Raw genomic sequence first — 26,158 nt, 5'->3', positions numbered from 1 at the left:
ACGATATCCACGTGGATGCGGCCACGCCCGGCCCGACCCCGATGTCTCGACAGCTGTCGAGACGAGCTGCTGACCCCGTCGGATCGGTGCGGGCTTGCCAAGCCTCCGCCGGGCGGATAGCATCGCGTCATACGATTAACCGACTCGATGACGAGGACACCATGGCACGCAGGAAGCAGACGGTCACCATGTGGCAGGTCGCCGAGCGCGCCGGGGTGTCGCAGGCGACGGTCTCCCTCGTCCTCAACAACGTCGAGGGCAATCGGGTCGCCGAGGCCACCCGCAACCGCGTCCTCGACGCCGTGAAGGACCTCGACTACCGGACGAACGCGTTCGCGAAGTCCCTGCGCAGTGGCGAGTCCGGCATGATCGGCTTCATCTCCGACGAGGTCGCCAGCGCACCCTTCGCCGGCCAGCTCCTCAAGGGCGCCCAGCTCGCAGCCTGGGAGACCGGGAACGTGATCCTCAGCGTCGACACCTACAACGAGCCCGACCTCGAGGCCGCGGCGATCGACATGATGCGGTCCTACCGGGTGCGGGGCGTCGTCTACGCCTCGATGTACCACCGCCTCGTCGAGCTGCCCGCCTCCCTCGACGGGATCCCGACCGTGATCGTCAACGCCCAGGACCGGGCCGGCACCGTTCCGAGCGTCTTCCCCGACGAGGAACTCGGCGGATACGCGGCGACGCGCCACCTCATCGAAGCGGGCCACACCCGGATCGCCATGATCAACATCCAGGATGTCGACAGCGACCTGCCCGCCGGGATCGGCCGCCTGGCCGGGTTCCGGCGAGCCCTTGCCGAGGCCGGTATCGCCGAACGGCCGGAGTGGATCCGACACGGCTCGGGCATCGTCGAGGACGGCCTCGAGATCACGACCGCGCTGCTCACCGCCGAGGACCGCCCGACGGCCATCTTCTGCGGCAATGACCGCACCGCCTGGGGCGCCTACCGCGCCATCGAACGACTCGGCCTCTCCGTCCCCGACGATTGCGCGATCGTCGGCTTCGACAACCACGAGATGATCGCGCCCTATCTCGACCCCGGACTGACGACCGTCGAGCTGCCGTACGAACAGATGGCGCGCGCCGGTCTCGAGATCCTGCTCGCCGGTGGCGGCGAGCAGCCCAGCAGAACCCCGATCGAATGCACACTGATCCCCCGCGGATCCGTGTCGAAGGCGAAGGTGCCATCATGACCACCGCATCACCACCCCGTGTCAGCGCGAAGCAGCGCGCCGTCAGGTCCCGTCGCGGGCCTCGCGAGCATCTGAAACGAGCGCTGCGAAGCTGGCAGTTATACGTATTACTGCTGCCGGCGACCATCTCCGTGCTGCTCTTCAAGTACTGGCCGATGTACGGCGCGCAGATCGCCTTCCGCGACTACAACCCGGCGGACGGCTTCGCCGGAAGCCGGTGGGTCGGACTCGAGCACTTCGCGCGCTTCATCGAGTCGTTCCAGTTCGAGCGCCTGCTGGTCAACACGCTGACGATCAACGGGCTCGGCCTGCTCATCGCCTTCCCGGTGCCGATCATCCTCGCGCTCATCGTGAACCAGTTGCAGAGCGAACGCTTCAAGAAGTTCACGCAGACGGTGCTCTACTCCCCCTCGTTCATCTCCGTGGTGGTCGTCGTCGGCATGATCCACCTGCTGTTCTCGCCCCGGGCCGGCATCGTCAACAACGCGCTCGTGGCGTTCGGCGGGGAACCGATCTTCTTCATGGGTTCGCCCGACTGGTTCCGCCCGCTCTACATCGGCTCGGACATCTGGCAGAACGCCGGATTCTCGATGATCGTGTACCTGGCGGCACTGACCGCGATCGACCCGGCACTCCACGAGGCGGCGCGCGTCGACGGCGCCAACAAGTGGCAGCGGATCCGCCACATCGACATCCCCGGGATCCTCCCGGTGATCACGATCCTGTTCATCCTCGCCATCGGCAACCTCTTCAACCTCGGGTTCGAGAAGGTCCTGCTCATGCAGACCGACCTCAACCTGCCGACCTCCGAGGTCATCCAGACCTACGTCTACAAGGCCGGACTGCAACAGGCGCAGTTCAGCTACTCGGCCGCGATCGGCCTCTTCAACTCCCTGATCAACCTGGTCCTGCTCCTGACGTTCAACTGGATCGCCAGGCGAGCAGGCCAATCGAGCCTTTGGTGATGACGCGATGACGCACACGATCTCCACCCCGCCCCAGCAGACCGAACGCCGCACCGTCCGGACGCCCGTCCGCCCCGGGCCACCACCCGCCCGGCCGGACCGCCGAGGCCGCCTCGCCGATCCGCTCTTCAACGTCGTCGCGATCGGCACCCTCGTCCTCGCGATCTGCGCCATCATCTACCCGCTGTACTTCATCGTCATCGCGTCGTTCAGCGAACCGGCGGAGATCCTCAACGGCAACGTGTGGCTGTGGCCGCAGGGGTTCACCGTCGAGGGGTACGCCCGGATCTTCGCGGACGCGACGATCTGGCGCGGCTTCGCGAACTCCATCCTCTACACGGTCCTCGGCACGGCCATCAGCGTGATCTGCATCCTCTGCGGCGCCTACGCCCTGTCGCGCAAGGACCTCTACGGCCGCACCGTCTTCATGCTGTTCTTCATCATCACGATGTTCATCGACGGTGGGCTCATCGCCCGGTATCTCGTGGTCCGCGACCTCGGCATGCTCGACACCGTCTGGGCCGTCGTGCTCCCGGGGGCGGTCGGCGTCTGGAACCTCATCATCGCCAGGGCGTTCTTCGAGAACAACGTGCCGGCCGAGCTCCGCGAGGCCGCACAGCTCGACGGGGCGAACGACTTCCGGTTCTTCCTGCAGATCGTGTTGCCGCTGTCGAAGCCGCTCATCTTCCTGATGATCATGATCCACCTCGTCGCGAACTGGAACGCCTTCTTCGACGCCCTCATCTACCTCGACGACGAGAGCAAGTACCCGCTCCAGCTCGTGCTCCGCAACGTGCTGATCCAGTCCGAGGTCACCTCCGCCGGAGGCACCGGTGGGCTCGACTCGTACGCGGCCGCCCAGCGCATCGGCGAGCTGATCAAGTACGGGATGATCGTGATCTCCAGCATCCCGTTGCTGATCATCCTCCCCTTCATGCAGAAGCACTTCACCAAGGGCGCCCTCCTCGGCGCGGTGAAGAGCTGATCCGGTGCGCCTCCACATCCGCCGCCCGATCACCGCGGCATCGCCCTCCCACCGGCATCCCCGTGCCAGCAGCACCACCGTCCCAGCACCATCACCACACCGAAGGAAGACCATCATGAGACACCGTCGTTTCACCGCCATCACCGCCCTCGCGGCGGGTGGCGCCCTCCTCCTCGCCGGCTGCACCGGCGGCGGAGGTTCCACCGAGGTCGCGGACAAGTCCGACGACTTCGGCTTCAACCAGACCGGCCTCCCGATCGTCGACGACACCCTCACCCTGTCGTTCGGCGGGACGAAGTCCGCGCTCGCCCCGGACTACGGCGACATGCAGCTCGTCCAGCAGTGGCAGACCGACACCAACATCGCCATCGACTGGAAGAACCTGCCCGAGCAGGTGTACGCCGAGAAGAAGAACCTCATGCTCGCCAGTGACGAGCTGCCGGACGTCCTCTACAACTCGGGACTGACCGACGCCGAGATCGTGCAGAACGGCGAGAACGGCACCCTGCTGCCCCTCGAGGACCTCATCGAGGAGTACGCGCCGACCCTGTCCGGCATCCTCGAGGACCGCCCCGACATCCGCGCGGCGATCACGGCGTCCGACGGCCACATCTACACGCTGCCGTCCGTCGAGGAGCTCGGCATCCTGCAGTACCCGAACTTCCTCTACATCAACACCGCCTGGCTCGACGCGCTGGGGCTGCCCATGCCGACCACGATCGACGAGTACCACGCCGCCCTCGAGGCGTTCAGGACGCAGGACCCGAACGGCAACGGCAAGGCCGACGAGATCCCGCTCTCGTTCCGGACGGACTCCTTCTGCGCCAACCCGAACGACCTCATCGCGGCCCTCGGCGGCCAGCCCGAGAACAACGACCACCGCATCGTGCGTGACGGTGAGGTCGAGTTCACGGCCAACACCGACGGCTACCGGGCCGGCGTCGAGGCGCTGTCCGACTGGTACGCCGACGGCCTGATCGATCCCGAGTCGTTCTCGCAGGACGACCTCGCCTACCTCTCCAAGGGCAAGGCCGACACCGCGGTCCTCGGCTCCTTCTTCTGGTGGGAACTCAAGGAGATGGTCGGCGAGGACCGGATGGGCGACTACGCCATGCTGGGCGTCCTCAAGGGTGTCGACGGTGAGCGTCTCGCGAGCGTCGCGAACAACCAGGAGATCAACCGTGGCGCGATGGCGATCACCCGCGCGAACCAGTACCCGGCGGCCACCATGCGGTGGGCCGACCGACTCTTCGACCCGGTGATGAGCGCGCAGGTGAACTGGGGCCCGGTCGGGGTCACCCTCGAGGAGAACGCCGACGGCGTCCTCGTGCAGATCCCCGCGCCGGCCGGTGAAGCCGAAGGCGAGCGGCGTCAGAAGGTCGCACCAGGCGGCCCGAAGATCACGACGACCGAGGACTTCGAGACCGTGGTCGCCCCGGAGCCGCGGGCGAAGGAGCGTCAGGACCTCGTCAACGAGTTCTACGCCCCGTTCAAGGCCAACGAGGCCTACCCGCCGGTCATGCTCTCGAACGACGAGCTCGACGCGACGTCCTTCGCCGTGACCGACATCAACACCCTCGTCAAGGAGAAGTTCGCGAGCTGGATCGTCAACGGCACCATCGACGACGAGTGGGACGGCTACACGTCGCAGCTCGATTCGATGGGCATCGAGGACGTCATCGCCACCTACCAGCAGGCCTACGACCGCTTCCAGGACGGCGGCGAGTAGCCCCGTCGGGGGCGGCGTCCGCGCCGCCCCCGACTCCCCCTCCTCCACCACATCGATCCACCGCCCGCACACCGACCGACATCCGTCAGGAGCACCATGACCACGCCCTCGACCGCCACCGAGCGGTCCCTTCGCCCGACAGCCCACTTCACCGCCGCATCCACCTGGCTGAACGACCCGAACGGGCTGGTGTTCCACGACGGCGTGTACCACCTCTTCTTCCAGAACAACCCGACCGGTTCCACCTGGGGCAACATCTCCTGGGGGCACGCGGTGTCCTCCGACCTCGTCACCTGGGAGCACCGTCCCGTCGCCATCCCCGCCGAGGACGGCGAGATGGCCTTCTCCGGGAGCGTCGTCATCGACCACCGCGACACGGCGGGATTCGCGATCGACGGCCGCCCGGCGCTCGTCGCCGTCTACACGGCGGCCCGCCACCCGGAGGGCGACGCTCCCGGGTCGCAGGCGCAGGCGCTCGCGTACAGCACGGACGGGGGCGAGGTCTGGACCCGGTATGCCGGCAACCCCGTCCTCGACATCGGGTCGACCGAGTTCCGGGATCCGAAGGTGTTCTGGTTCGGCGATGACGACGGCCACTGGGTGATGGTCGTCGCCGATCCGCTGGAACACCGGATCGGGTTCTACACCTCGCCGAACCTCATCGACTGGACCCTCGTGTCCCACTTCGGGCCGGCGCACGCCACGGGCGGCGTCTGGGAGTGCCCCGACCTGTTCCCGCTCCGCATCCGCGGGACGGACGAGGTCCGGTGGGTCCTCGTCGTAAGCCTCAACCCGGGGGCGATCGCCGGCGGGTCCGGCACGCAGTACTTCGTCGGCGACTTCGACGGACACGTCTTCACCGCCGAGCGGCTCACCGCCTCGTCCGATCCGGCCGAGTACGACTGGCTCGACTTCGGCCGCGACTACTACGCGGCCGTGTCGTTCAGCGATGTTCCAGACGGACGTCGCCTCATGATCGGCTGGGCGAGCAACTGGGACTACGCGAACGAGACCCCGACGGGACCGTGGCGGTCCGCGATGTCGCTCGCTCGCGAGATCGAGCTCGTGCGAGCGACGGACGGGCGGGTGCACGTCGCGCAGAAGCCCATCCTGCCGGGGGACGACGTCACCCGCTTCGAGGTCGACGTGCCCTGCGCCGACGGCGTGCACACGACGCTGACGCTCACGCCTGAGACGAGCACCGACGAACGCTTCGTCATCACCGTCGACGGCTCGGAGCGCAGGATCAGCTGCGACCGCACCGACGCCGGGAACACGACGTTCCACCCGGCGTACCCCTCGGTCGACTGGGCCGCACTCCCGACCGACACCGACGACACCGTCCAGCTGACGATCATCGTCGACGCCCACCTCGTCGAGGTCTTCGTCGGCGACGGCCGCGTGACGTTCACGGAGCAGGTCTTCCCCGCGGCACCGTTCACACGGCTCCACCACGGCGAGATCGACGAAGGCTGAGGGTTCCGACCGAGCGTCTGGCACCAGGGCTCTGACGCGGCAGACTGGCATCATGACGGAACACGCGAATCCACCCCGAGCCCGGCGGCGGATCGGCTGGTTCCTCCCCCTCGTCGGCGCTCCGGTCGTGTTCTTCGTCGGCATCTTCATCGCGGGCGTGCTCGACCAGCTCGGCGCTCCCGAACCCCTGTGGCGGGTGCCGTGGGCGCTCGCCATCGGCGGCTCCCTCGTCGCGGTCGTCGTCTTCCTCATCCAGGTCGTGCGGGCCCTCGGTCCGAACGCCGGTCGGTTGACGCCCGCGGAGGCGGCCCAGCAGGCGGCCGAGGTCGAGGAGTACGTCCGGCTCACCGGTGAGCAGCCGGAGCCGCGGCGGATCAGCGGTGTCCTGCTCGCGGTCGCCATCGTGCTCTCGATCCTGTCGGCGATCATCCTGGTCGTCGCGTTCCAGGACGTCGCCTCGATCCTGACCGCCCCCGGCGGCTCGAAGGCGTGGCTCCTCCTCGCGATCGTCGCGACGCCCGCCGCGTGGTGGCGCTTCGCCACCGCGCGGGCCGCTGAACGGGCGTACCGATCGGGGCAGGAGGCTCGCCAGGGACGGAGGATGCCCGGCGCAGCGGGCGAGCCGGGCGCGGCAGGGGGCTGGCCGCAGCCGGGTCCGGGTGCCGTCCGCACACGCCGCCATCGCATGTGGGTCCTCCCGCTCCTCGCCATCCCGGCCGTCATCGTCGTCGCCGTGCTCGTCATCGTCGGACTGCGCGCGGTCGACGCACCGACGGAGGCCATCCGGACGGTCTCGTTCACGATGGTCGCCGGGATCATCGTCGCCCTCGTCGCACTCGTCGTCGGTGTCGTGCGGTTCCTCAGCGCTCCGCCGCGTCCCCGAGCGCCGCGCGCTCCCGGGATACCGACGGCACCGCGACAGGCCGGACTCTACGCGGACCTCGCCGCACAGGACGCTGCCCGGCAGGGGCTCACCCTCGAGGAGTACGGCGTCTACAAGGGCGACGTCGGCAGCCTCGTCCGGCCGGTCAACTCGGCCGGCGGACTGTTGTTCATCGCCATCCTGCTGACCGTCCTCAACGTGTTCATCCTCGTCCTCATCGGCGTCGGGATCGCCCAGGCGAACGGACTGGTGCCCACCAACCCGGACGACCACGGGCTGGAACCCGTGCAGTGGGGCTTCCTCGTCCTCGAGATGCTGTTCGTCCCGGTCGCGTGGTGGTACTACCTCGTCGAACGGCGTGCCCAGAAGCTGCGGATCGCCCGGGGTCTGCCGAAGACGCTCAGCTCAACCGAGCTCCCGCCTCCCCTGGGCGTCGTGAGCACTCCTGCGAAGGCGGGAGGCCCAGGGCCGGTACCCGGGCCAGCGACGGTGCCCGTACCCGCGCCCGGGTGGGACGGCGGTCCCGCGCCACAATGGGCCGGCGGCCCGGACTGGGAGGCGAGCGTCGACGTCCACCGACTCGATGGGCTGCGGTGGAACATCGAGCAGGAGATCAGCACGCTCCGAGGGTTCCGACGCCGGTTGAAGGCCGACGGCGAGTCTTCGGTCCTCGGACTGGCCCTCGGCATCCCGTTCCTCGTTCCGCAGCTCTTCGGAGCGATCGAGGCGTTCACCTCGGCGCCCGAACCAGGCATCGGCGCGCTCGGGGAATGGATCTCTCGGCCGGCGGTCGCCGGTTGGGTCGCCGTCGGTCTCCTCCTCATCGCCGTCTCGGTGGTGTCCATCCGGGTGCGGATCCGGCGGGAGTTCGCGATCTACCGGCAAGCCGGGTGGGTGGCGTTGCAAGCGCCGACGGGCCTGGTCGAATGGACCGGTGAAGGCTCGACGCGCGTCACCTACGACCATCGGCTGGTCGGCGGCTCCAGGGATGTGCGGCCCCAGGATCTCGGTCGGGCGTTCATGCTGGTGTCGGGCCCGAGGATGCCGTCACCGGTGTTCGCAGGCGCCCTGCGGTCGGTCCGGGCGACCACGGTCGCGCGCCGGCTGGAGATCCACCGACTAGCGGTCCTGCGGCAGCAGATCGGCTCGTTGCGCGCCATCCCCGCACCGCTCGTGTTCGAGCGGACGGACGGGTGTCTGTTCGGGGCGCAGCACGACGGATGGCTCACGGTCGTGATCCCGCGTCCGGCGCAGGACGGCCAGCGCATCCGCCTCGCCCGGGTCAAGCTGACCCGCGCCGAGCGGGAGAGCCTCACCGTCTGAGGTCGTCCGGCGTCATCCCGGAATCCTCCGATCGGTCGATGGTCCGGCGTCGACCTGGTGCCTACCGTTGCAGGATGCCCCGAGACCTCGCTGCGGACCATCCACCCCTGATCGGCGACACCCGACCCGACAGCGATGGGCTCGTGCGTCGGCGCCGGCTCCGAGCCGCCGGAGTCCTGCTTCTCGTCCACGGCATCCTCATGGAGGTGCTCGTCGCCTGCGCGCTGCCGGTGATGCTCGTCCTCGGGGTGAGCCCGGCGACCGTTCCCGGTGGGATCGAGGTGTTCGCGCTCCCCTATCTGAACGAGAACCTGGCGTTGATGATGCTGATGAGCGGGATCTTCGGGATCCTCCGCACGATCGGTGCGGTCGGCGTCCTCCGGAATCGGGCCTGGGGGTTCGAGCTCTCGGTCCTCAACAGTGCCGTCACGCTCGTCCTGATGATCTTCATGTTGCCCGCCGGTGTCGCCGACGGGCTCCTCGCCGGTGCGGCGTTGACGCTGCTCCTCATGGCCCGATCCGGCGAGCGCCCGATCCTCCGGTCGCCATGAGGAGTGCCGGCGGCGGGCCAGGGCCAGCATGGGACCAATGAAGCGGGAGGAGCGGGCCACGCCGGCCCAGTCCCCCGACTGGCGCGTGACCCGCACGATCGCGATGATCGTCGATGCCAGTGCCCCCGGTGGCATCGTGCGAGCAGTCCGACCGGCCTCGCCGGACGCCTTCCCTCGCGAGTGCGACCCGGCCCGGCGCGCGAACCCCCGGTTCGCTGCCGGTCGGATGTCTCCCCGCAGGAGCCACCCTGCCATAACTAAGCGGGCCGCACCAGTTAGTGGCACCGTCTTCCACAGGCTCACCCGATCCCCGACCCATGGAACGCGGAGACCGGGACTGGTACCTTCAGAACCTCAACACGGCCATCGCTTCGTGACGGTCCGACCACATGCGCAGAGTCGAGGAGATCCGGATGCCGGCTACACGTCGCATTCCGACACAGGAGCGCGGTCAGGCGACGCAGCAGGCTGTCGTCGAGGGAGCCGCGAAGGTGTTCGACCGCATCGGGTTCGGGAACGCGAGTCTCTCGATGATCGCGGAGGCCTCGGGTGTCTCGCAGGGGTCGATGTACTTCCACTTCAAGTCGAAGGAACAGATCGCCCTGGCGGTCATCCATGAGCAACACGCCCGGTCCTTTCCGGTGATGGCTCAGGTCAGCGCCCAGTACGACGGGGTCCTCGAGCGACTCATCCGCGCTTCGCGGGCCATCGTCGACCAGCTCGAGCACGACCCGGTCGTCCGCGCCGGCATCCGACTCGCCCTCGACGAAGGCTCGCTCAGCGCACCGGCGGGCGACTTCTACGAGGACTGGATCGCCGGGACCGCCGTCGAACTCGCATCCGCACTCGACGAGGGCGTGCTGCAGAGCTCCATGCAGGCGCCGGATCTCGCGCGGACCCTCATCGGCTTCTTCACCGGTGTGCAGCTGACCGCCCAGGCGACCCTCGGCCGAGGAGACGTCGCCGCGTCGGTCGACCGGATGTGGCGGTTCACGATCGACGCCATCGTTCCCGAATCCGGCCGAGCCGCAGCGAACCGGATCCGCGAGCACGCGTTCGAGCAGTAGTCGCCTGCGCTCCACACGAGCGGATCAGCGGCGCACCGCCCGTGTCTGCGGTCGACGGCAGGATGGACGAGTGATCACCATGCTGTCCGCACCGACCAACCTGGGCCTCCGACCACCGCAGCGCGGAAGCGTGCCCGGCGCGGCGAAGGCCCCTGAGGCGTTGCGCGAGGCGGGGCTGTTCAGCCGGCTCGCGTCGCTCGGCGCCCGAGACGGCGGGGTGATCCTGCCTGGCCGGTACGTCGATGACGATGACACCCGCGCCCCAGGACGGGTTCGCAACCAGGATCCGCTCATCGACCACACCCGACGACTCGCCGGTCGGATCGAGGACGCATGGTCGTCGGGCAGCACGCCGCTCGTCATCGGAGGAGACTGCAGCGTCCTGCTCGCCGCAGGAGTCGCATCGGCGCGACGCGGGCGCATCGGCCTCATCCACGTCGACGGTCACACCGACTTCCGACACCCGGGCAACAGCGCCGAATGCGCGAGTGTGGCGGGAGAAGACCTCGCAGCCGCCGTCGGGCTGCACTGGCCGGCGATCGCCGACATCGACGGGCTCGCCCCCTACTTCGAGCCGGTTCGGACATCCCACCTCGGGCATCGCGACGACGACGAACACGCCGCGGAGGCACGTGCCCTGCTCGGCTACGTCGTCTCCGCGTCGGAGCTCGCCTCGGGCGGCCTGGCCGCGGCGACCTCGGCCGCCCTCGAAGTGGCGGGCACCTCCTACTGGGTGCAGATCGACGTCGACGTCCTCGATCCATCCGTGATGCCCGCGGTGGACAGCCCAGATCCCGGCGGCATCGACGCCGCACAGCTCACCGAGCTCATCAGCGTTCTCGCCCCTCGTGCAGCTGGCATCTCGATCACCGTGTTCGACCCCGACCTGGACCCGGACGGCTCGTACGCACGACTCCTCGTGGACATCCTCGCGCGCGGACTCTCTGCAGCCGGGTCGCGCAGCTAGGCTCGGCGCATGCTGCGAAGGGGGAAAGCATGACCGAGGTCGCCGCACCGCTGCTGGAGATGTTGTGGGAGAACGACGATACCGCGGAGGTCATCAGCACACGGTTCGGCCTCGACGATGCCGCTGCGGCAGGCCGGTGGGTCGCCGCGACCGTCGGTGACCACTGGGGCGTCGAGGTCGAATCGGTCACGCGGATCGTGATGAGCGGCCACAACGCCCTGGCCTGGATCAGCGCGTCGTCCGGACCGTTCCTCGCGAAGTGGTCCGTCCTCCCGACGAAGTTCCCTCGGCTGACGGCACTGACCCAGCTCACGGCCTGGCTCGGTGAACGGGGACTGCCCGTGTCGGAACCGGTGCCCGCACTCGACGGGCGGGTGCAGGTGGAGACCGGCGAGCGGACGTCGATGAGCCTCCAACGCCAGATCACCGGGCTCCTCCTGGACATCGCGGAACCACAGCAGGTCCGAGCGGCCGGGGCTGCCCTCGCGAAGCTGCATCTCGCTTTGGCCGACTATCCGCGCATCGAGGACGTGGGTGCGTTCGCCGACCAGCCCCAGCCGCTGGCGACACGGATCACCGACTGGCTGGAGTCCGGTCGTTCGGGTGCGCTGACGCCCGCAGCGCGCGAGCAGATGTTCGGGTTCCTCGCCGGCGCGCCGTCCGAGGAGTTGTCGCCGCAACTCGTCCACGGGGACTTCCGGTCCTCGAACATCCTGTGCGACGGACACGACCTCAGGGCGGTCTTGGACTTCGAGGAAGCCCGATTCGACTACCCCATCATGGAGTTGGCCCAATCGGCAGTGATGCTCGGAACCCGTTTCCGAGACTGGGGACCGGTCCCGCCCGATGTCCACACCTGGCTCCGCGAGGGGTACGAATCCGAGCGCCCGCTGACGACGGCGGAGGCCGGCTGGTGGAACCTCCTCGTGCTCTGGTTCTCCTTCCTCCTCGTCCCTCCGAAAGAAGATCCGACCGGATGGGGCCCGGCGGCGCGCGCGCTCCTCCCCGAGATGACCGCCTGACGCGGAGCGTCGACTGACACGTACCGCGAACGCTGCTGCCGGTGCAGGCTCAGGTGAGAACGGGCAGCGCCCAGCCACTCAGGACCGCACCCGCGGCGAGCACCGCACCAGCCGCACAGACGAGGCCCGCACTGATCCTCCGGGCGAGACCGAGACGGCCGCGCAGCCGTGTGACGGTGTCGACGTACTCCTCCAGCTCCCCCGCGAAACGACGCAGCAGCGCATCGTCGGCAGGCGTTGTCGGAGTAGCGGTCGTCGGCTCGGACAGACGTTCCACCGCGCGCGCACAGGCTGCTATCCGCAGTTGCATCGCTCCCGCGACCTGCTGAACGATGACCCCTCCAGCCAAGATCAACGCCCCGAACGAGGTCACCAGGATCGGCAGCGTTTGCGCCAGTTCCGCCTCCGAGTAGTCGTCGAGCGGACCGACGTACGCCGCGCCCACAACGAAGCCGACGCCCAACACCGCCACGACGACGACCAACGCACCGGGCCAGGTGGCGAGGGGCTCATCGACCAGCTTCCGGAACCGCTGGATGTTCTGCACCTGAGCCATGCATCGAACCTACCGGCGTCAGGAATCCTCGTACAGCGCGGGTCGGATCGTCGGGTATGCCGGGCATCCGTACGGTTACCGCTAGTAACCTGGTACCTCCTAGCGACCGAAGGAGCGCGATGAGCTCGAACCCGCCCGTATGGAACGTGATGCTGGACACCTGTCCGTCTCGGACCTCGCTCGCGAGGATCGCGAACAAGTGGACCGCCATGATCGTGATCGCGCTGAGCGAGGGTCCCGCGCGCTTCGGGACGGTCCGGCAGGCGGTCGGCGGGATCAGCGGGAAGGTGCTGGCCAGCACGCTGCGCGACCTCGAGCGCGACGGCATCCTCACGCGAACCGCCTTCGACGAGATGCCGCCGCGAGTCGAGTACGAGCTCACACCGCTCGGGCAGACGCTGCGAGAGCCACTGATGGCGCTGGGTCTGTGGGCCGAGCAGCACATCGAAGAGGTCCTGGGAGCACGAGACGCGTTCGACGACAGACGCTCGGACGAAACGGGTTCGACGCCGGAGTCCGAGAAGCTGCCACGAAGGGGCCTCTGACCCGGCTGGTTACCTTGATGTAACCGGGGCCCGGTGTGCGCTACTGGGCTCATGAACATTCTCGTACACGGCGCCACCGGCGCCCAGGGCGGCCCCGTCGCCGCCAAACTCATCGAACGCGGCCACACCGTCACGGCCGGCGTCCGCAACCCACAGGCGTATTCGGCTGGAAATGCGATCGCTCTCGACCTGGACGACGTCTCCACACTCACCAAGGCCTACGAGGACGTCGACGGCGTCTTCGTGCACCTGCCGCTCGGTTCGCCCGAGCAGCTGCAGACCTGGGCGAAGACCATCGCCATCGCGATCAGTTCGGCTCGGCCCGCGCGGGTGGTGGTGTCGTCCAGCGGATACCCGGTCGACTTCACAGCCGAGCACCCCAGCGCGATCGTGACGCTCCTCCGTGGACTCGAGGGAAGCGGTGTGTCGACGGCGGTCGTCGCACCACGGTTGTACCTGGAGAACCTGCTGGCTCCGCACATCGTCGGCGCCGTCCGGACCGACGGCGTGCTGCGGTACCCGCTCCGCGAGGACTACGCCGTCTCCTGGTCGTCCCACCTCGATGTCGCCGACGTCGCCGCCGGCCTGTTCGCCGACACCGACATCACCGGAGTCGTCGATCTCGGCGCGCTACCGGGCCTCGTCGGCGCGGACCTCGCCCGGAGCTTCGGCGAACACCTCGGCCGTGACGTGCGGTTCGAAGCGCAGAGCCCCGCAGAGATGGGCGCGGAGATGGCCGTCCTGATCGGCGAGGAGGCGATCAAGCCCGTGGTCGCGATGTACACCCACCGCTTGACCCAACCGTCGGACGTGATCGCCGAGTCGACCAGCGCTCAGGCACGACTGGGGATCGCGCCCCGCTCCGTGTTGCAGTGGCTCGCGGACATGGGAGTCTGACCCGCCGCGAGGCCGCCGACCCTGAACTGGCCCCGTCCGGCCGACACTGGACGGGGCCAGCGGACTAGAGTTCAGGCCAGGGGCGAGAGCGCGATGATGCGGAGGACCGGTGAGTTCTGAGACCTTCGTGTTGCTCGCCGTCTCCGTGATGGTCGCCGGGTCGTGCGCGCTGTTGTTCGTCGTCGACAGCCGCCAGTCTCTGTCCGGCCGGTACATCAACCTCTGGCTCACGGCCTCGATGCTCGCCGTGCTGTGCACGGCTTCCTACCTGGCCGCGACGGCGCTGGGGGATCCGCCGTTGGCCGTCGCGGTGGGGAACGGTGCGATGGTCGGGGCTGTCGGCTTCGTCTGGCTGGGCTGCCAGGCGTTCAACGGTCGACGGGTCCGGTTCTGGCAGGTCATCGCCGTGACACTGATCGCAACGATTCTGACGTTCCTCCCCGATTCCTACGCCCCGAACTGGGCGGGTGTCATGCCGAAACTGCTGGGCTTGAGCCTCTTCGCCGCACTCACCGCGGTCGAATCCCGGAGGGGTCTCTTCGGATCGTTCCGGGTGAGTTGGGCGATGACCATCGTGCAGGCGCTCCATGCGTCCTACAGCGCGGCGCGCGCCGTGATCTTCGGCCTCGACGGGCCCGATGGTGGCGTGTTCGAGCAGTATTTCAACACCGAGATCACGACGGTGATCAACCTGGTGTTCGTGGTCGTCACCACCTTGGTCCTGGTGTTCCTGCGGCTCGAAGAGCTCTCCAGTCGGCGCGCGAGCGGGGGCCCCGGTTCCTTCACGACAGCCCGTCGGCTCCAGGCGCTCCATCATGAGCACCCGGGTTCCGTGATCCTCTCCGCCGAAATCGTCGATCTGCCCGTGGTCAAAGCCGCCTACGGTGTCGCGCACGCGAACGAACTGGTGAGTCGGCTCATCGACAGTGTCGTCCAGTCGAGCCCGGGTGCCCTCGCGGTCGCCAGCACCCGCCGTGGCACGGTCCTGCTCCTGCTGCCGCAACAGCATGAGCGCGAGGATCGGGCGGTCGGCGCCGCGATCGAGGACGCCTATTGGAAGCTGTCGGTCGCGATGGTCGACGGCTACGCGAGCACCCTGCGGATCACGACGCTCTGAGCCATGCCGCGACCGCAAGCAGCGCGCCGGCGACCTCACCCCGGCTCCTGAACACCTCCCGCGTACACCCAACGCGTGCAGTAGGAGCCGTCGTACCGCGACGCCCGTTCGCACGGTCGGGGGCGTGAGCGACCTGTCAGCCTGCGTCAGCGGGGGTCGAGGCGGCCGTTCGTGAAGGCGACCGTCGCGGCGGCGATCGTGTCGATCGGCACGTCGATTCCGGCAGAACCGACCTGGAGTCCGAGGTTGCTGATCGTCCGGTGGTGCTTCGGCTTCAGCGTCGACCGCACACCCTCGGTGGTTCCGGTGACGCCGTCGACCATCCGGTAGGTGAGCACGCGGTGCCGCAGCCGTTTGCGCGAGGTGACGGATGAGATCAGGTGCCACGGGAGGAAGATCGAGCCCTGCAGCATCGTCCACTCCATCCCTGCGGCGTCCAGTGTGAGGACGGAGCCGAGCGATGCCCGCTTGCGGGCCGTGCGGATCAGATACACCGTGCCGAACACCAGGTACCCCGTGGTCAGCAGGACCAGACCAGAGGCGAAGAGCGCCGAGCCGAGGCTGGTCTGGGTCATCCCCAGCGCAACCGCTCCGACAGCTGAGAGGACGGCGAGCACGCTGGCGAGCACGATCGTGTTGCGGAACACCCGCCGGACCGCCGGGGCGTCCGTGCCGACGATCAGCGGCGGGAAGGCGTTCGGCGTGTTCGTCATGCCCCGAGTCTGCTGCATGTCGGGCTCAGCGGTCTCACCGAGACGCCCGACCCGGCACGAAGAGGGGCCCTGAGGATCCCGTGGAGGGCTCGATCGTGATCCATACTGGGGCGATGACGGCAGGTACGGCTCCCACCTGGGCCTTGGAGCGCGGGGTCTTCAGTAGCGGCGACGAGACGCTCCGAGCGGCGATCGTCCGTTCAGGCGGGACGATCCTGGAATGGAGTGACGCCTGGCTGGCAAACGGCAGGCTTCCGGACGTTCCGGGGGCAGTGGTCTTCCACGGTTCCTTGGCGAACGCGGACTGGATCGTCCGCGAGACCGACTGGCGACCTGGCGCCTTCTGCGCGACCGACCGGTTCGCGTGCTCGAGCTGGCACCCTGCCGTGCGCGAGCTGCTCCTGACACCGACCTCGGTGCTGACCACGGTCTCGGAACTCGTTGCGACGGGCGCACCCGAATCCTTCGGTGACCGCGTGTTCGTTCGTCCCGACAGTGCGCTGAAGCCGTTCAGTGGCCGCGTCCTCGAGCGCGCATCCATCACCTTGGAGTCCCTCGACCACGGCTTCTACTACGACGACGCGGACCTCCCCGTCATCGTCTCCCCCGTGGTCGAGGTGCGTGACGAATGGCGCCTGGTGGTCGTCGACGGAGCGGTCGTCGCCGGCAGCGGGTACGCCGCCGATGGGCGAACGGCCGGAGCACCGCTCGGTGCAGACCATCCCGCGTGGGTGTTCGGAGCGGGCGTCCTCGAGTCCCTTCCGCTCCCTGAACCGGCGTTCATCATGGACGTCGGAGAGGGCCCGGACGGCCTGCGGTTGGTCGAACTCAACCCGTTCAGCGGTGCCGACTTCTACAGCTGCGACCCGGACGCCATCGTCCACGCCGTCGACCGCCTGCTCAGCGCAGCCGATTGAGGCGGAGTTCCAGGTCTCGCTAGACCAGTTCCAGGACGGCGGTCGATCCGAGCACCATGCCGATGGCCGCTTCGGTCTTCGCGTCGTCGGTGTACGCGCCCAGCCGGATGTCCCGGCGACCACCGCTCATGAAGGTGAGTTCCACGAAGACGGTCTCGACGGCCTCTGAGCCCTCGACGTCCTCGTCCCGGTAGAGCTTGGTCTCCCACGAGACGCTCACGATGCTCTCGGTGTTGAAGAACTCCCGCTTCTTCCCGGCGCCGACGTCAGCAAGGAACCATGCCATGTTTGTCCCACATTCTCGGGCCGAAACTCGACCAGTGATCGTATTCTACCGCCGACGTCGACGCGAAGGGATGCGGACGGTTCCTCGTCCGGCCTCGTATCCGGCTGGAGCGCGTCGCGCCGACTATGGGCGGATCAGCACTTTGAGCGCCTCGCGGGAGTCCATGAGGCGGTAGGCCTCGGCGATCTCGGAGAGGGGCAGCTCGCGATCGAAGACCTTGCCGGGCGTGATCGTCCCGCCGAGGACCTGTGGCAACGCGGCTTCGATGTAGGCGCGGACGGTCGCCGGGCCGCCGGTCAGGGTCACGTTCTTCCCGAACAGCGACGAGAACCCGACAGGCGCGTCCTCGTACTGCGGGACCCCGACGCGCGAGATCGTTCCGCCAGGGCGCACCACCCCGTAGGCCTGCTCGTAGGCGGGCAGGTGTCCGACGGCTTCGAGCACGACGTGCGCTCCCTCCCCGCCGGTGAGCTCGAGCACCTTCCGGACACCCGCGTCGCCCCGTTCGGCAACGACGTGGGTGGCGCCGAACTCTCGGCCGAGGTCGGTGCGGGCCTCGTGACGGCCCATCAGGATGATCGTCTCGGCGCCCAGTTGGCTCGAGGCGAGAACGGCGGACAGGCCGACGGCGCCGTCGCCGATGACGACGACGGTCTTGCCGGCCTCGACCCCGCCCGTGTGTGCGGCCTGGTACCCGGTGAGGTACACGTCCGAGAGGGTCAGGAGTGACGGCATCAACGCCTCATCCGTCCCCGCTGGGATGACGACCGCGGTGCCGTCGGCCTGGGGCACCAGCAGCTGCTCGGCCTGGGTCGCGGATGACGCGCCGTCGAAGAACCCGCCGTGCACACATGAGGTGGTCACGCCGTCACGGCAGAACGCGCACGTGTTGTCCGACCAGGCGAACGGGACGATCACGGTGTCCCCGACGGCGAGGCGTTCGACGGCATCGCCGACCTGCTCGACGACGCCGATCGCCTCGTGTCCCATCCGGCGTCCTTCAGGGGTCTCCTCGAGGGAGTGGTACGGGTGCAGGTCGGAGCCGCACACGCAGGCGTAGGTGACGCGGATGATCGCGTCCGTCGGATGCTGGATCGAGGGCTCGGGGACGTCTTCGACGCGGACGTCGCCGGCGTTGTACATCAGGGTTGCTCGCATGAGCGTTCCTCTCGTGTCGGTCGTGCAGTGTGGTGCGGTGCAGTGTGGTGCGGTGTGATCGCGCTTCAGCGGTTGTCGTACTCGGCGTCGGTGACGTGATCGCCCCAGTGGGCACTGTCGTCGCCGTCGGGGGTCTCCCAGAGCGCGAGGTGGGTCATGAAACTGTCGGGTGCTGCGCCGTGCCAGTGCTCCTCGCCGGGAGGCGTGTACACGGTCTGCCCTGCGCGGACCTCGACCACGTCGCCGCCACGCGCCTGCACGAGCGCGGTGCCCTCCATGATGCGGAGCGTCTGGCCGAGCGGGTGGGAGTGCCAGGCGGTGCGAGCCCCGGGGCTGAACCTGACCAGGCCGGCGCTCAGGCGTTGGCCTTCGTCCTGCGGAGCGACGACGGGGTCGAGCCACACGTCGCCGGTGAACCACTCGGGAGGATTCTTCACCGTGGGGGTCGTGGGGAGGATGCGCATGATCGTCCTTTCTCTGGATGGGTCGTGGCGACGGTGGACAGTGAGCCCTGCCCGGTCCACCGGACGGAGGCGCCCGAACGTCACACCACGAGTGAAACGCGATCTCGCGCAAGCAGGGAGTCTCTCTCGAACGGTGTACTGCCAGTGCATCCCACACCCGCACGGACCGTCGTACGGTGGGTGGCATGGACAACAAGGCCGAGGTGCGTGAGTTCCTCATGTCACGGCGTGCGCGGCTCTCGCCCGCGGATGTCGGGCTCACAGCCGGCGCGAACCGCCGCGTGGCAGGACTGCGCCGATCAGAGGTCGCGATGCTCGCCGACCTGAGCGTCGAGTACTACGCCAAGCTCGAGCGCGGTGACATCGCGGGCGCATCCGCCGCCGTGCTGGAGTCGCTCGCCCGGGCGCTGCTCCTGGATGAGACGGAGCGGATGCATCTGCTCGATCTCGCGCGTGCGGCCGACGGCATCCCGACATCCGGCCGCCACCGGCGCCGTGCCAACGCCCAGCAGCCCTCCCGCGTCGCGTTGCAACGCACGCTCGACGCGATCACCGGGGGCCCGGCGTTCGTCCGGGACCGTCACCAGAACCTCGTGGCGACGAACCCGCTCGGTGCAGCGTTCTACTCGCCGGTCATCGGAGCCGGCGGAAGGATCCCGAACCTGGCGCGATTCCAGTTCCTCGACCCCGCAGCGCACGACTTCTACCCCGACTGGGAGCTGTTCGCTCAGATGTGCGTCGGCATCATGCGGGTCGAGGCCGGCCGGGATCCACATGACCGCACCCTGCAGGATCTGGTCGGTGAACTCACCACGCGCAGCGAGACGTTCGCCCGGCTCTGGACGGCGCACGACGTCCGTACACACGGATCCGGCACCAAACGGTTCCACCACCCCATCGTGGGAGCACTCACACTCACCTACGAGGAACTCGCCGTCACGGCCGAGGACGGCCTCAGCCTCCTCGTCTACACCGCCGAACCCGGATCCCCCTCCGCCGAGCGCCTCCAACTCCTGGCGAACTGGGCCTCCGAGGCCCCGATCACGGAGCACTCATGACCCTCACCGAACTCCTCGCCGCCCTGAACGCCGGCGAGACCATCGCAGGCGGCTCCCCCGGGCACGCGGTCATGCACGACACCAGCCAGGAAGCCCTCCGGATCGCCGGTGAACTCAATGCCGGCTATCACCCACCCGCCCGGGTGAGGGAGCTGCTGGCCGAGCTGACCGGCCGTCCCGTCGATGAGACGGTGACGCTGTTCCCACCGTTCACCGCCGACTTCGGCAAGAACATCCGACTCGGCGCCCGGGTGTTCATCAACTCGGGATGCCGCTTCCAGGACCAAGGCGGTATCTCGATCGGCGACGACTGCCTGATCGGTCACAACGCCGTCATCGCCACGCTCCAGCACGGCATGCAGCCCAGCAAGCGGGCCGACCTCATCCCCTCGCCGGTCGTCATCGGGCGGAACGTCTGGCTCGGAGCCAACGTCACCGTCCTCCCCGGGGTCACGATCGGTGACGACTCCGTCATCGGCGCCGGCTCCGTCGTCACGAAGGACATCCCCGCGGGGGTGATCGCCGTCGGCTCCCCCGCCCGCGTCGTCCGCACCCTCGGCGACTAGCCGACGTCGCGCGGTATCGGGACTCCGCCGAGTGCGGGCTGCTCCGCACGGGGCACGCCTCGTCGCAGGATGCACAGCTGGCCTAGCCGCCCCGTTGGGCATTCAGACCCACGGCCGGCCGCGCTCACCACCTCAGACCGCGAAGTCGCTCGGCCACCCGTGGTCGGCGAGCGACCGGCGGACTCGCTCCACGTCCTCGTCGCTCGGCAGCTCTGCGGTGACCCGCGCGATCGCGGTGGCGACGTCGACCCGGCTGAGCGAGGGGTCGCCCTCCGCCGCGAGGCGCGCACCCACCTCAGCGACCTCGGTGTCACTCAGCCGCCGTCGGAGGAGCGCCACGAGGGGCACGAAGTCCTGCTCGGGGAGTCCTGCGGGGTACCCGGCTCGGAGCCAACGCACGATGCGGGCGACCAGCCCTCCGCGCTCCCCGAGGAGTGTCGCTCGCGCCTCCCCGCCAGCGTCGGTGGGATCGGCCGCTTCCGCTCGGACGTCGTCCGGGCTGCCGAGCGGCCACCCCGCGCTCGCGAGCCGGGCGGAGACCCGGACGAGGTCCTCCGGGAGCGCCGGTCCGAGGAGGAGCTGTTCGACACGTGCCCGCAGACGATCCTGGCCGACCGGCTCGCCCACGGCATCGGCGTTCTCCGCCTCGACGACCAGGCCATCGACGACCCGGTCCAGCTCCTCGGGGGTGAGGCTCCGTCGAAGGATGCCGAGCAGCGGCACGTAGTCGTGCTCGGGCACACCTGTCGGGTATCCGGCACGGAGCCAGCCGACGACCCGAGCGACCACGCCGGACCCACCGCCGGTGACCTCGACGCCGTTGACGCCGTTCTCGTCTCCGGTCTCGTACGACACGCTCAGTCCTTGGGGGTGAAGGTCGGGAACACGTGGTCGAAGCTGACCTCCTGCCCGAAGCCGGTGGCGACGATGATCGTGAGTCCGACCAGCACCGCCGTGACGACGACAGCGAAGCACAGCACGCCGATGGAGCGGAGCAGCGCGGGCGGGAGCGCGGGCGTGCCCGAGCCGCTCCGGTCGTCGGAACCGGCGCCTCCGGCGACCGCGAACGAGCGGACACCCAGCGCGAAGAGCGCGGGAAGCCCCGCACCGAGCACGAGCGCGATGACGGCCACCTGGGCGGCGGCTTCGAGGAAGAGCATGAACATGTCCGACGTCCTTACGCTGCGGTCTGCTGCGACGAGCGGGCGGGGGCGTCCTGCCAGTCGTCGTTCACGTTGTGGGATCCGATGCTGTCGCGGCGTGATCGGAGGTAGATGAAGAGCGCGACGCCGGCGAGGATCGCGACCATGAGGATTCCGCCGATCGCACCGCCCACGAGGTGACCGACCCACCACATCACCGCACCCATGAGCGCGGCTGCCGGCAGCGTGATGACCCAGGCGACGACCATCCGGAGGGCCACTCGCCAGCGCACCTGCGCCCCCGGTCGACCGACTCCGGAGCCGAGGATCGATCCGGTCGCGACGTGGGTGGTGCTGAGCGCGAAGCCGAGGTGGCTCGAGGCGAGGATGACGGCGGCGGAGGAGCTTTCGGCGGCCATGCCCTGCGGCGTGTTCAACTCCACGATGCCCTTGCCGACGGTGCGGATGATCCGCCACCCGCCGATGTACGTGCCCAACGAGATCGCGAGGGCACACGCGAGCTTCACCCACAGTGGAACCGACTCGGTGTCGTCCCAGCCGCCGGCCGCGATGAGCGCGAGGGTGATGACGCCCATCGTCTTCTGTGCATCGTTCGTGCCGTGGGCGAGCGAGACGAGCGATGCACTGCCGATCTGCCCGATCCGGAAGCCGCGGTGGAGACGCCCCTGGGCGAGGTTGCCGATGACGCGGAAGACGAGCCAGGTGCCGATCGCGGCCACCGCGCCGGCGAGCACCGGCGACATGAGGGCGGGGAGGATGACCTTGCCGACCACGCCGTCGAGCTTCGAACCGTCGCCGGCCCAGTTCACGCCGTTCAGGCCGAGGCCCGCGAGCGTGGAGCCGATGAGACCGCCGAAGAGCGCGTGCGAGGAGCTCGACGGCAGCCCGAGGAGCCAGGTGAGCAGGTTCCAGATGATGCCGCCGATGAGCCCGGCGAGCACGATGAGCAGGAGTGCCGAGCCGCCTCCCTCGAGGAGCGCCGGATCGGGAGCGCCCGACGAGTCCTGGATCTTGACGACCGCGTTCGTGACGGTGAGCGCGACTTCGATGCTGAGGAACGCGCCCACGAGGTTCAGCACCGCCGAGAGGGTGACCGCGACCTTCGGCGGCAGCGCACCGGTGGCGATGGAGGTCGCCATCGCATTCGCCGTGTCGTGGAATCCGTTCGTGAAGTCGAAGGCGAGCGCCGTGATCACGACGAGCGAGAGCAGGATGATAGGGTCCACGGCGACGAGCTTGCTCCTCGATCACGGGATCGACAACGGGTGCTCGGGCGGATTCACCCACTGTTCACGTTTCGTGGAAGCCGTCGGCGGCACGCGGCGGAAAGCGACGCCTACCGAGCTATGTCGCTCGTCAGCCCACTGGCTGTCCCTTCTCCGGTGCTGAGCGCATCGACGAGCTCCACTACCGTGGTCGCATGAAAGCACGAGCGGTGACCGTGGGAATGCCCGTCCGTGACCTGACGCTCGCGATCAGTTGGTATCGAGCTGCTTTCGACCTCGGCGAGCCAGATCAGGTACCGATGGACAACCTCGCCGAATTCGATCTCGGAGCATTCTGGCTGCAGTTGGCTGAGGATCCTGAGCTGGCCGGCCGCGAAGGCATCTCCGTCAACATCAGTGTCGCGGACGCCGCCGCGGAACGCCGGAACCTGCTGTCCCGCGGCCTGTCTGTGACCGAGGTGCAACGATTCGAGGGTGTCGTCGAGTTCTTCGCGTTGACCGATCTCGACGGCAACACGATCGGTTTCGTCACCGAGCTCGGCTGATCACGCGGCGCAGTCGAACGCGAGCGCCGTGATCACCCGGGCGCGCGCAGGCTGATGCGGCCCGCGGCGACGAGACGAAACCCGACCTCAGCGACCGACCAGACCGGTCGACCAGGCGACGAAGTACCCGAGGATTGCGACGACTGCCACGACGAGGACGACGGCGGTCCAGAACATCACGATGCGGAGCAGCCGTGTCTGAGGCGATTCGCCGGGTCGATTCCAAGGTGCGGGAGCCATGGAGAAACCCTAGCGTTCGGTCGGCGACGCAGTCCATCGCGTGACGGGGTGCGTTCCGCTTGTTCTCGTGCGGGGATCATCGGTGTCACGTTCATCGTCCGGAGACCGCCGGCCGGCTCCTCCTGCGCGGTCCGGCCTGGTTACGGCTTCGCGTCCTCGATGACAGACACCTGCACACCCGCAGCGCGGAGCCGGTCGAGCACCGAGGGAGGGGCCGAAGCGTCGGTGACGAGGACGTCGACGTCTTCCAGCGCACACACGATCGCCATGGAGCGGAGGGAGAACTTCGCCCCCTCCGCGATCAGGATCACCCGAGCCGAGGACGCGATGATCGCCTGCTTGATCGCGGCGTCGCCAAGGTCGAACGCCGTCACTCCGGCGTTCGGATCAGCTGCACAGCAGGTCAGGATGGCCGTGTCGAAGCGGAGCGAAGCGATGGTCCGCTCGGCGATGGGGCCGACGATCGTTCCCTCTGCGCCCCGCACGGTTCCGCCGGAGAGGACCAGGCTGACCGTCTGACTCGACGACAGCGCTGCGATGCCCTGCACGGACAGTGGCATCGCGGTCACCCTGCGGTGGGCGAGCTCCGCGGCAGCGGCGGCACCGGTCGTTCCGCTGTCGATCACCACCGCCTCGCCGTCGTCGATGTAGGCCACGGCAGCAGCGGCGAGCCGTGCCTTCAGGCCCTCGTCGTCGACCGCTCGAACCGAGAACGGCAGCCCCTCCCCGTGCAGGGCGGTCCCGACTGCACCACCTCTGACGCGCCGCAGGGCACCGACCGCCGCGAGATGCTCGAGGTCGCGGCGAATCGTCATCGACGACGTACTCAACTGCTTCGCGAGCTCGTCGACCTGAACACGGCCGGAGCGGCGGAGCTCGTCGAGGATCTCGCGGTGCCGGACTTCCATCTGCATAGACATATCGTACCCGATGTGTTCGAATGAACATTGTGAATGTTCAAAACTCGCCTCGCCCGATCACCATCAAGGATGTCGCTCGCATGGCGGGCGTCTCGCACGCCACCGTTTCGCGGGTGCTCAACGGAAGCGACCTCGTCTCGCCCACGACGCGGGCGCGGGTGCGCGCAGCCATCGACGCTTCCGGCTGGACCCCCGACGAGACCGCGGCAGCACTCGGGCGCCGCAAGACACCCGGGCCGGCTCGGCCCTCCTGACGTCGCACGCCCTCGCGCCGCACCGCTCATCGATGCTCGTCGCAGCTCGCCACCCTCGACCACCTTCCCCGATCGGAACGATCCCATGACCACGTCCTCCCTCAGGAGCACGCCGCCGACCGCCTCCTCGGACGCCCGCCGCGCACGAGTCGCCGTCAGCGTCCTGTTCTTCACGAACGGCGCACTGATCGCCAACCTGCTCCCGCGGTACCCGCAGATCAAGGCTGATCTCGACCTGACCAACGCCGCCTTCGGCACCGCCGTGGCCGCCTACCCCTTGGGCGCGCTCATCGCCGGGCTCAGCGCCGGACTCCTCATCCGCCGGTTCCGTTCCTCGCGCGTCGCCATCGCCGCGACGCTCGTGACCGCCGTAGGCCTGCTGCTCACCGGTGTCGCTCCTGGCTGGCTCATCCTCGCGCTCGCGCTCTTCCTGGCCGGCGCCATGGACTCCATCACCGATGTCGCGCAGAACTCGCACGGCCTTCGCGTGCAGCGTCTCTACGGTCGATCGATCATCAACTCGTTCCACGCCGTCTGGTCGGTGGGCGCCGTGACGGGAGGCGCGATGGGTGCTGTCGCCGCGCAACTCGAGGTGCCCCTGGTGATCCACCTGGCCGTCTCCGGCGGGCTGTTCGGGATGGCGGCCCTGCTGTCCTACCGCTGGCTGTTGGCCGGAGCTGAACCTGACCTCAGCGCTGAGGGCACGATGGGCACGGACGGCGACATCCCGCAGAAATCAGCCGCGTCCACGGCCGCACCGAGGGCGCTCGGCCTCGTCGCCCGATACAGCGTCCTGCTCGCCCTCGTGGTCATCGCCTCGGCCGGGGCCATCGTCGAGGACGCCGGGAGCTCCTGGTCCGCGATCTACCTCTCCGACAGTCTCGGTGCGTCCGCCTTCGTCGCCGGCCTCGGATTCATCTCGCTCCAGGGCATGCAGTTCGTCGGACGCGTGTTCGGTGACCGCATGACCGATCGGTTCGGTCAGCGGACGATGGCCCGCGGTGGCGGTGTGCTCGTCTTCGTCGGCATGGGCGCCGCGCTCGCGTTCCCGAGCGTCATCGGCACCATCATCGGGTTCGGCATCGCAGGGTTCGGCGTCGCCACCCTCATCCCCTCAGCGATGCAGAACGCCGATGAGATCCCGGGCTTCCGCCCCGGCAGCGGGCTGACCATCATCGGGTGGCTCCTGAGGCTCGGTTTCCTCCTGTCCCCACCACTCGTCGGGGCGATCGCCGACGCCACGGCACTGCGATTCGGACTGATCGTCGTCCCCGCGGCCGGTCTGCTCGTGCTGCTCTTCGCCCGCGTGCTGTCGCCGCGAGACCGCTAAGCGGCCCGCAGGTCGAGGGCGCCGTCACCGTACCCA

General features: G+C 68.7%; 29 protein-coding genes. 19 read left to right on the top strand and 10 right to left on the bottom strand.

The features are described from left to right. The first annotated feature begins 161 nt into the window (after window positions 1-161). The 10 genes from ASE44_RS14255 (at window position 162) to ASE44_RS14210 (ending at window position 12,167) form a co-directional block, all read left to right on the top strand. Window positions 162-1,199, top strand: coding sequence for a LacI family DNA-binding transcriptional regulator (locus ASE44_RS14255; protein ID WP_056781378.1), 1,038 nt, complete (start codon window positions 162-164; stop codon window positions 1,197-1,199). Beyond that, on the top strand, window positions 1,196-2,164 hold the full coding sequence (locus ASE44_RS14250; RefSeq protein WP_056013212.1) for a sugar ABC transporter permease: 969 nt from the start codon (window positions 1,196-1,198) through the stop codon (window positions 2,162-2,164). The genes ASE44_RS14255 and ASE44_RS14250 overlap by 4 nt, the downstream gene beginning before the upstream one ends. 7 nt (window positions 2,165-2,171) lie before the next feature. After that, window positions 2,172-3,149 (top strand): carbohydrate ABC transporter permease, encoded by a 978-nt coding sequence (locus ASE44_RS14245; RefSeq protein WP_082456103.1) that lies wholly within the window; start codon window positions 2,172-2,174, stop codon window positions 3,147-3,149. 115 nt (window positions 3,150-3,264) lie between these two features. Further along, window positions 3,265-4,878 carry an ABC transporter substrate-binding protein gene (locus ASE44_RS14240; protein WP_056781376.1) on the top strand — a complete coding sequence of 538 codons (1,614 nt, stop codon included), beginning with the start codon at window positions 3,265-3,267 and terminating at the stop codon, window positions 4,876-4,878. A 96-nt stretch (window positions 4,879-4,974) separates the two neighbouring features. Beyond that, complete coding sequence (locus ASE44_RS14235) at window positions 4,975-6,354, top strand: glycoside hydrolase family 32 protein (protein WP_056781373.1); 1,380 nt, start codon at window positions 4,975-4,977, stop codon at window positions 6,352-6,354. A 52-nt stretch (window positions 6,355-6,406) separates the two neighbouring features. Then, window positions 6,407-8,560, top strand: coding sequence for a hypothetical protein (locus tag ASE44_RS14230; protein WP_056781370.1), 2,154 nt, complete (start codon window positions 6,407-6,409; stop codon window positions 8,558-8,560). A 74-nt stretch (window positions 8,561-8,634) separates the two neighbouring features. After that, entirely contained in the window at window positions 8,635-9,111 is a 477-nt protein-coding gene (locus ASE44_RS14225; protein WP_056781368.1) for a hypothetical protein, read from the top strand. 413 nt (window positions 9,112-9,524) lie between these two features. After that, window positions 9,525-10,178, top strand: coding sequence for a ScbR family autoregulator-binding transcription factor (locus tag ASE44_RS14220; protein ID WP_056781365.1), 654 nt, complete (start codon window positions 9,525-9,527; stop codon window positions 10,176-10,178). Window positions 10,179-10,257: 79 nt separating this feature from the next. Then, window positions 10,258-11,145 (top strand): arginase family protein, encoded by an 888-nt coding sequence (locus ASE44_RS14215; RefSeq protein WP_082456173.1) that lies wholly within the window; start codon window positions 10,258-10,260, stop codon window positions 11,143-11,145. 29 nt (window positions 11,146-11,174) lie between these two features. After that, a complete protein-coding gene (locus ASE44_RS14210) occupies window positions 11,175-12,167 on the top strand; it encodes a phosphotransferase enzyme family protein (protein WP_056781362.1) in 993 nt (330 codons plus the stop codon). Window positions 12,168-12,216: 49 nt separating this feature from the next. Here ASE44_RS14210 and ASE44_RS14205 read toward each other — a convergent pair whose 3' ends face one another. Beyond that, window positions 12,217-12,723, bottom strand: a complete 507-nt coding sequence (locus tag ASE44_RS14205; protein ID WP_056013232.1) for a hypothetical protein — start codon at window positions 12,721-12,723, stop codon at window positions 12,217-12,219. Between the two features lie 119 nt (window positions 12,724-12,842). Between ASE44_RS14205 and ASE44_RS14200 the strand changes: the two genes are divergently transcribed. The 3 genes from ASE44_RS14200 (at window position 12,843) to ASE44_RS14190 (ending at window position 15,282) form a co-directional block, all read left to right on the top strand. Continuing rightward, window positions 12,843-13,268, top strand: coding sequence for a helix-turn-helix domain-containing protein (locus tag ASE44_RS14200; protein WP_056781359.1), 426 nt, complete (start codon window positions 12,843-12,845; stop codon window positions 13,266-13,268). Window positions 13,269-13,319: 51 nt separating this feature from the next. Continuing rightward, the gene (locus ASE44_RS14195) at window positions 13,320-14,165 is read left to right on the top strand and encodes an NAD(P)H-binding protein (RefSeq protein ID WP_056781357.1); all 846 of its coding nucleotides are present in this window, start codon (window positions 13,320-13,322) and stop codon (window positions 14,163-14,165) included. A gap of 109 nt (window positions 14,166-14,274) precedes the next feature. Then, window positions 14,275-15,282, top strand: coding sequence for a hypothetical protein (locus tag ASE44_RS14190; RefSeq protein WP_056781354.1), 1,008 nt, complete (start codon window positions 14,275-14,277; stop codon window positions 15,280-15,282). 146 nt (window positions 15,283-15,428) lie between these two features. Here ASE44_RS14190 and ASE44_RS18720 read toward each other — a convergent pair whose 3' ends face one another. Further along, window positions 15,429-15,995: a hypothetical protein gene (locus tag ASE44_RS18720; protein WP_056914199.1), complete on the bottom strand. Its 567-nt coding sequence runs from the start codon at window positions 15,993-15,995 to the stop codon at window positions 15,429-15,431. 113 nt (window positions 15,996-16,108) lie between these two features. Between ASE44_RS18720 and ASE44_RS18265 the strand changes: the two genes are divergently transcribed. Beyond that, window positions 16,109-16,912: an ATP-grasp domain-containing protein gene (locus ASE44_RS18265; RefSeq protein ID WP_162235760.1), complete on the top strand. Its 804-nt coding sequence runs from the start codon at window positions 16,109-16,111 to the stop codon at window positions 16,910-16,912. A 19-nt stretch (window positions 16,913-16,931) separates the two neighbouring features. Here the strand turns inward: ASE44_RS18265 and ASE44_RS14175 are convergent, their stop codons facing one another. The 3 genes from ASE44_RS14175 to ASE44_RS14165 all read right to left on the bottom strand — a co-directional run bounded on the left by ASE44_RS14175 (window position 16,932) and on the right by ASE44_RS14165 (window position 18,820). Beyond that, entirely contained in the window at window positions 16,932-17,198 is a 267-nt protein-coding gene (locus ASE44_RS14175; protein ID WP_056781346.1) for a hypothetical protein, read from the bottom strand. Between the two features lie 123 nt (window positions 17,199-17,321). Beyond that, the gene (locus tag ASE44_RS14170) at window positions 17,322-18,356 is read right to left on the bottom strand and encodes an alcohol dehydrogenase catalytic domain-containing protein (RefSeq protein ID WP_082456099.1); all 1,035 of its coding nucleotides are present in this window, start codon (window positions 18,354-18,356) and stop codon (window positions 17,322-17,324) included. A gap of 65 nt (window positions 18,357-18,421) precedes the next feature. Further along, window positions 18,422-18,820 carry a cupin domain-containing protein gene (locus tag ASE44_RS14165; RefSeq protein WP_056013255.1) on the bottom strand — a complete coding sequence of 133 codons (399 nt, stop codon included), beginning with the start codon at window positions 18,818-18,820 and terminating at the stop codon, window positions 18,422-18,424. A gap of 185 nt (window positions 18,821-19,005) precedes the next feature. Here ASE44_RS14165 and ASE44_RS14160 point away from each other — a divergent pair, with 185 nt between their 5' ends. Next, window positions 19,006-19,878: a helix-turn-helix domain-containing protein gene (locus ASE44_RS14160; RefSeq protein WP_056781341.1), complete on the top strand. Its 873-nt coding sequence runs from the start codon at window positions 19,006-19,008 to the stop codon at window positions 19,876-19,878. Beyond that, a complete protein-coding gene (locus ASE44_RS14155) occupies window positions 19,875-20,444 on the top strand; it encodes a sugar O-acetyltransferase (protein ID WP_056781338.1) in 570 nt (189 codons plus the stop codon). Before ASE44_RS14160 ends, ASE44_RS14155 begins: the two co-directional genes overlap by 4 nt. Window positions 20,445-20,576: 132 nt before the next feature. On the opposite strand, the gene ASE44_RS14150 is transcribed toward ASE44_RS14155, so the two are convergent. The 3 genes from ASE44_RS14150 to ASE44_RS14140 are packed head-to-tail and all read right to left on the bottom strand — an operon-like array spanning window position 20,577 to window position 22,833. Beyond that, on the bottom strand, window positions 20,577-21,299 hold the full coding sequence (locus tag ASE44_RS14150) for a DUF3349 domain-containing protein (protein ID WP_235522649.1): 723 nt from the start codon (window positions 21,297-21,299) through the stop codon (window positions 20,577-20,579). A gap of 2 nt (window positions 21,300-21,301) precedes the next feature. Beyond that, the gene (locus ASE44_RS14145; RefSeq protein ID WP_056781336.1) at window positions 21,302-21,610 is read right to left on the bottom strand and encodes a hypothetical protein; all 309 of its coding nucleotides are present in this window, start codon (window positions 21,608-21,610) and stop codon (window positions 21,302-21,304) included. A gap of 11 nt (window positions 21,611-21,621) precedes the next feature. Continuing rightward, window positions 21,622-22,833, bottom strand: a complete 1,212-nt coding sequence (locus ASE44_RS14140) for an inorganic phosphate transporter (RefSeq protein WP_056781333.1) — start codon at window positions 22,831-22,833, stop codon at window positions 21,622-21,624. Between the two features lie 194 nt (window positions 22,834-23,027). Here ASE44_RS14140 and ASE44_RS14135 point away from each other — a divergent pair, with 194 nt between their 5' ends. Continuing rightward, window positions 23,028-23,378 carry a VOC family protein gene (locus ASE44_RS14135; protein WP_157580004.1) on the top strand — a complete coding sequence of 117 codons (351 nt, stop codon included), beginning with the start codon at window positions 23,028-23,030 and terminating at the stop codon, window positions 23,376-23,378. Between the two features lie 87 nt (window positions 23,379-23,465). Here ASE44_RS14135 and ASE44_RS18585 read toward each other — a convergent pair whose 3' ends face one another. After that, window positions 23,466-23,618: a hypothetical protein gene (locus ASE44_RS18585; protein WP_157580003.1), complete on the bottom strand. Its 153-nt coding sequence runs from the start codon at window positions 23,616-23,618 to the stop codon at window positions 23,466-23,468. Window positions 23,619-23,758: 140 nt separating this feature from the next. Next, window positions 23,759-24,532, bottom strand: coding sequence for a DeoR/GlpR family DNA-binding transcription regulator (locus ASE44_RS14130; RefSeq protein ID WP_056781327.1), 774 nt, complete (start codon window positions 24,530-24,532; stop codon window positions 23,759-23,761). Between the two features lie 26 nt (window positions 24,533-24,558). Here ASE44_RS14130 and ASE44_RS18260 point away from each other — a divergent pair, with 26 nt between their 5' ends. Both ASE44_RS18260 and ASE44_RS14125 read left to right on the top strand, forming a co-directional pair. Further along, window positions 24,559-24,792, top strand: coding sequence for a LacI family DNA-binding transcriptional regulator (locus ASE44_RS18260; protein WP_082456098.1), 234 nt, complete (start codon window positions 24,559-24,561; stop codon window positions 24,790-24,792). A gap of 85 nt (window positions 24,793-24,877) precedes the next feature. Beyond that, window positions 24,878-26,122, top strand: a complete 1,245-nt coding sequence (locus ASE44_RS14125) for an MFS transporter (RefSeq protein ID WP_056781324.1) — start codon at window positions 24,878-24,880, stop codon at window positions 26,120-26,122. Window positions 26,123-26,158: the final 36 nt, after the last annotated feature.

This window comes from Plantibacter sp. Leaf1, from assembly GCF_001421315.1.
GTDB lineage: Bacteria > Actinomycetota > Actinomycetes > Actinomycetales > Microbacteriaceae > Plantibacter.
Note: the sequence above shows the minus strand (reverse complement) of the source record. Positions and strands in the feature narration are given on the sequence as shown.

Coding starts and splice junctions, on each gene's coding strand:
- ASE44_RS14255 (WP_056781378.1), top strand. CDS start 162: ATGGCACGCAGGAAGCAGACGGTCACCATGTGGCAGGTCGCCGAGCGC.
- ASE44_RS14250 (WP_056013212.1), top strand. CDS start 1,196: ATGACCACCGCATCACCACCCCGTGTCAGCGCGAAGCAGCGCGCCGTC.
- ASE44_RS14245 (WP_082456103.1), top strand. CDS start 2,172: ATGACGCACACGATCTCCACCCCGCCCCAGCAGACCGAACGCCGCACC.
- ASE44_RS14240 (WP_056781376.1), top strand. CDS start 3,265: ATGAGACACCGTCGTTTCACCGCCATCACCGCCCTCGCGGCGGGTGGC.
- ASE44_RS14235 (WP_056781373.1), top strand. CDS start 4,975: ATGACCACGCCCTCGACCGCCACCGAGCGGTCCCTTCGCCCGACAGCC.
- ASE44_RS14230 (WP_056781370.1), top strand. CDS start 6,407: ATGACGGAACACGCGAATCCACCCCGAGCCCGGCGGCGGATCGGCTGG.
- ASE44_RS14225 (WP_056781368.1), top strand. CDS start 8,635: ATGCCCCGAGACCTCGCTGCGGACCATCCACCCCTGATCGGCGACACC.
- ASE44_RS14220 (WP_056781365.1), top strand. CDS start 9,525: ATGCCGGCTACACGTCGCATTCCGACACAGGAGCGCGGTCAGGCGACG.
- ASE44_RS14215 (WP_082456173.1), top strand. CDS start 10,258: ATGCTGTCCGCACCGACCAACCTGGGCCTCCGACCACCGCAGCGCGGA.
- ASE44_RS14210 (WP_056781362.1), top strand. CDS start 11,175: ATGACCGAGGTCGCCGCACCGCTGCTGGAGATGTTGTGGGAGAACGAC.
- ASE44_RS14205 (WP_056013232.1), bottom strand. CDS start 12,723: ATGGCTCAGGTGCAGAACATCCAGCGGTTCCGGAAGCTGGTCGATGAG.
- ASE44_RS14200 (WP_056781359.1), top strand. CDS start 12,843: ATGAGCTCGAACCCGCCCGTATGGAACGTGATGCTGGACACCTGTCCG.
- ASE44_RS14195 (WP_056781357.1), top strand. CDS start 13,320: ATGAACATTCTCGTACACGGCGCCACCGGCGCCCAGGGCGGCCCCGTC.
- ASE44_RS18720 (WP_056914199.1), bottom strand. CDS start 15,995: ATGACGAACACGCCGAACGCCTTCCCGCCGCTGATCGTCGGCACGGAC.
- ASE44_RS18265 (WP_162235760.1), top strand. CDS start 16,109: ATGACGGCAGGTACGGCTCCCACCTGGGCCTTGGAGCGCGGGGTCTTC.
- ASE44_RS14175 (WP_056781346.1), bottom strand. CDS start 17,198: ATGGCATGGTTCCTTGCTGACGTCGGCGCCGGGAAGAAGCGGGAGTTC.
- ASE44_RS14170 (WP_082456099.1), bottom strand. CDS start 18,356: ATGCGAGCAACCCTGATGTACAACGCCGGCGACGTCCGCGTCGAAGAC.
- ASE44_RS14165 (WP_056013255.1), bottom strand. CDS start 18,820: ATGCGCATCCTCCCCACGACCCCCACGGTGAAGAATCCTCCCGAGTGG.
- ASE44_RS14160 (WP_056781341.1), top strand. CDS start 19,006: ATGGACAACAAGGCCGAGGTGCGTGAGTTCCTCATGTCACGGCGTGCG.
- ASE44_RS14155 (WP_056781338.1), top strand. CDS start 19,875: ATGACCCTCACCGAACTCCTCGCCGCCCTGAACGCCGGCGAGACCATC.
- ASE44_RS14145 (WP_056781336.1), bottom strand. CDS start 21,610: ATGTTCATGCTCTTCCTCGAAGCCGCCGCCCAGGTGGCCGTCATCGCG.
- ASE44_RS14135 (WP_157580004.1), top strand. CDS start 23,028: ATGAAAGCACGAGCGGTGACCGTGGGAATGCCCGTCCGTGACCTGACG.
- ASE44_RS18585 (WP_157580003.1), bottom strand. CDS start 23,618: ATGGCTCCCGCACCTTGGAATCGACCCGGCGAATCGCCTCAGACACGG.
- ASE44_RS14130 (WP_056781327.1), bottom strand. CDS start 24,532: ATGCAGATGGAAGTCCGGCACCGCGAGATCCTCGACGAGCTCCGCCGC.
- ASE44_RS18260 (WP_082456098.1), top strand. CDS start 24,559: ATGAACATTGTGAATGTTCAAAACTCGCCTCGCCCGATCACCATCAAG.
- ASE44_RS14125 (WP_056781324.1), top strand. CDS start 24,878: ATGACCACGTCCTCCCTCAGGAGCACGCCGCCGACCGCCTCCTCGGAC.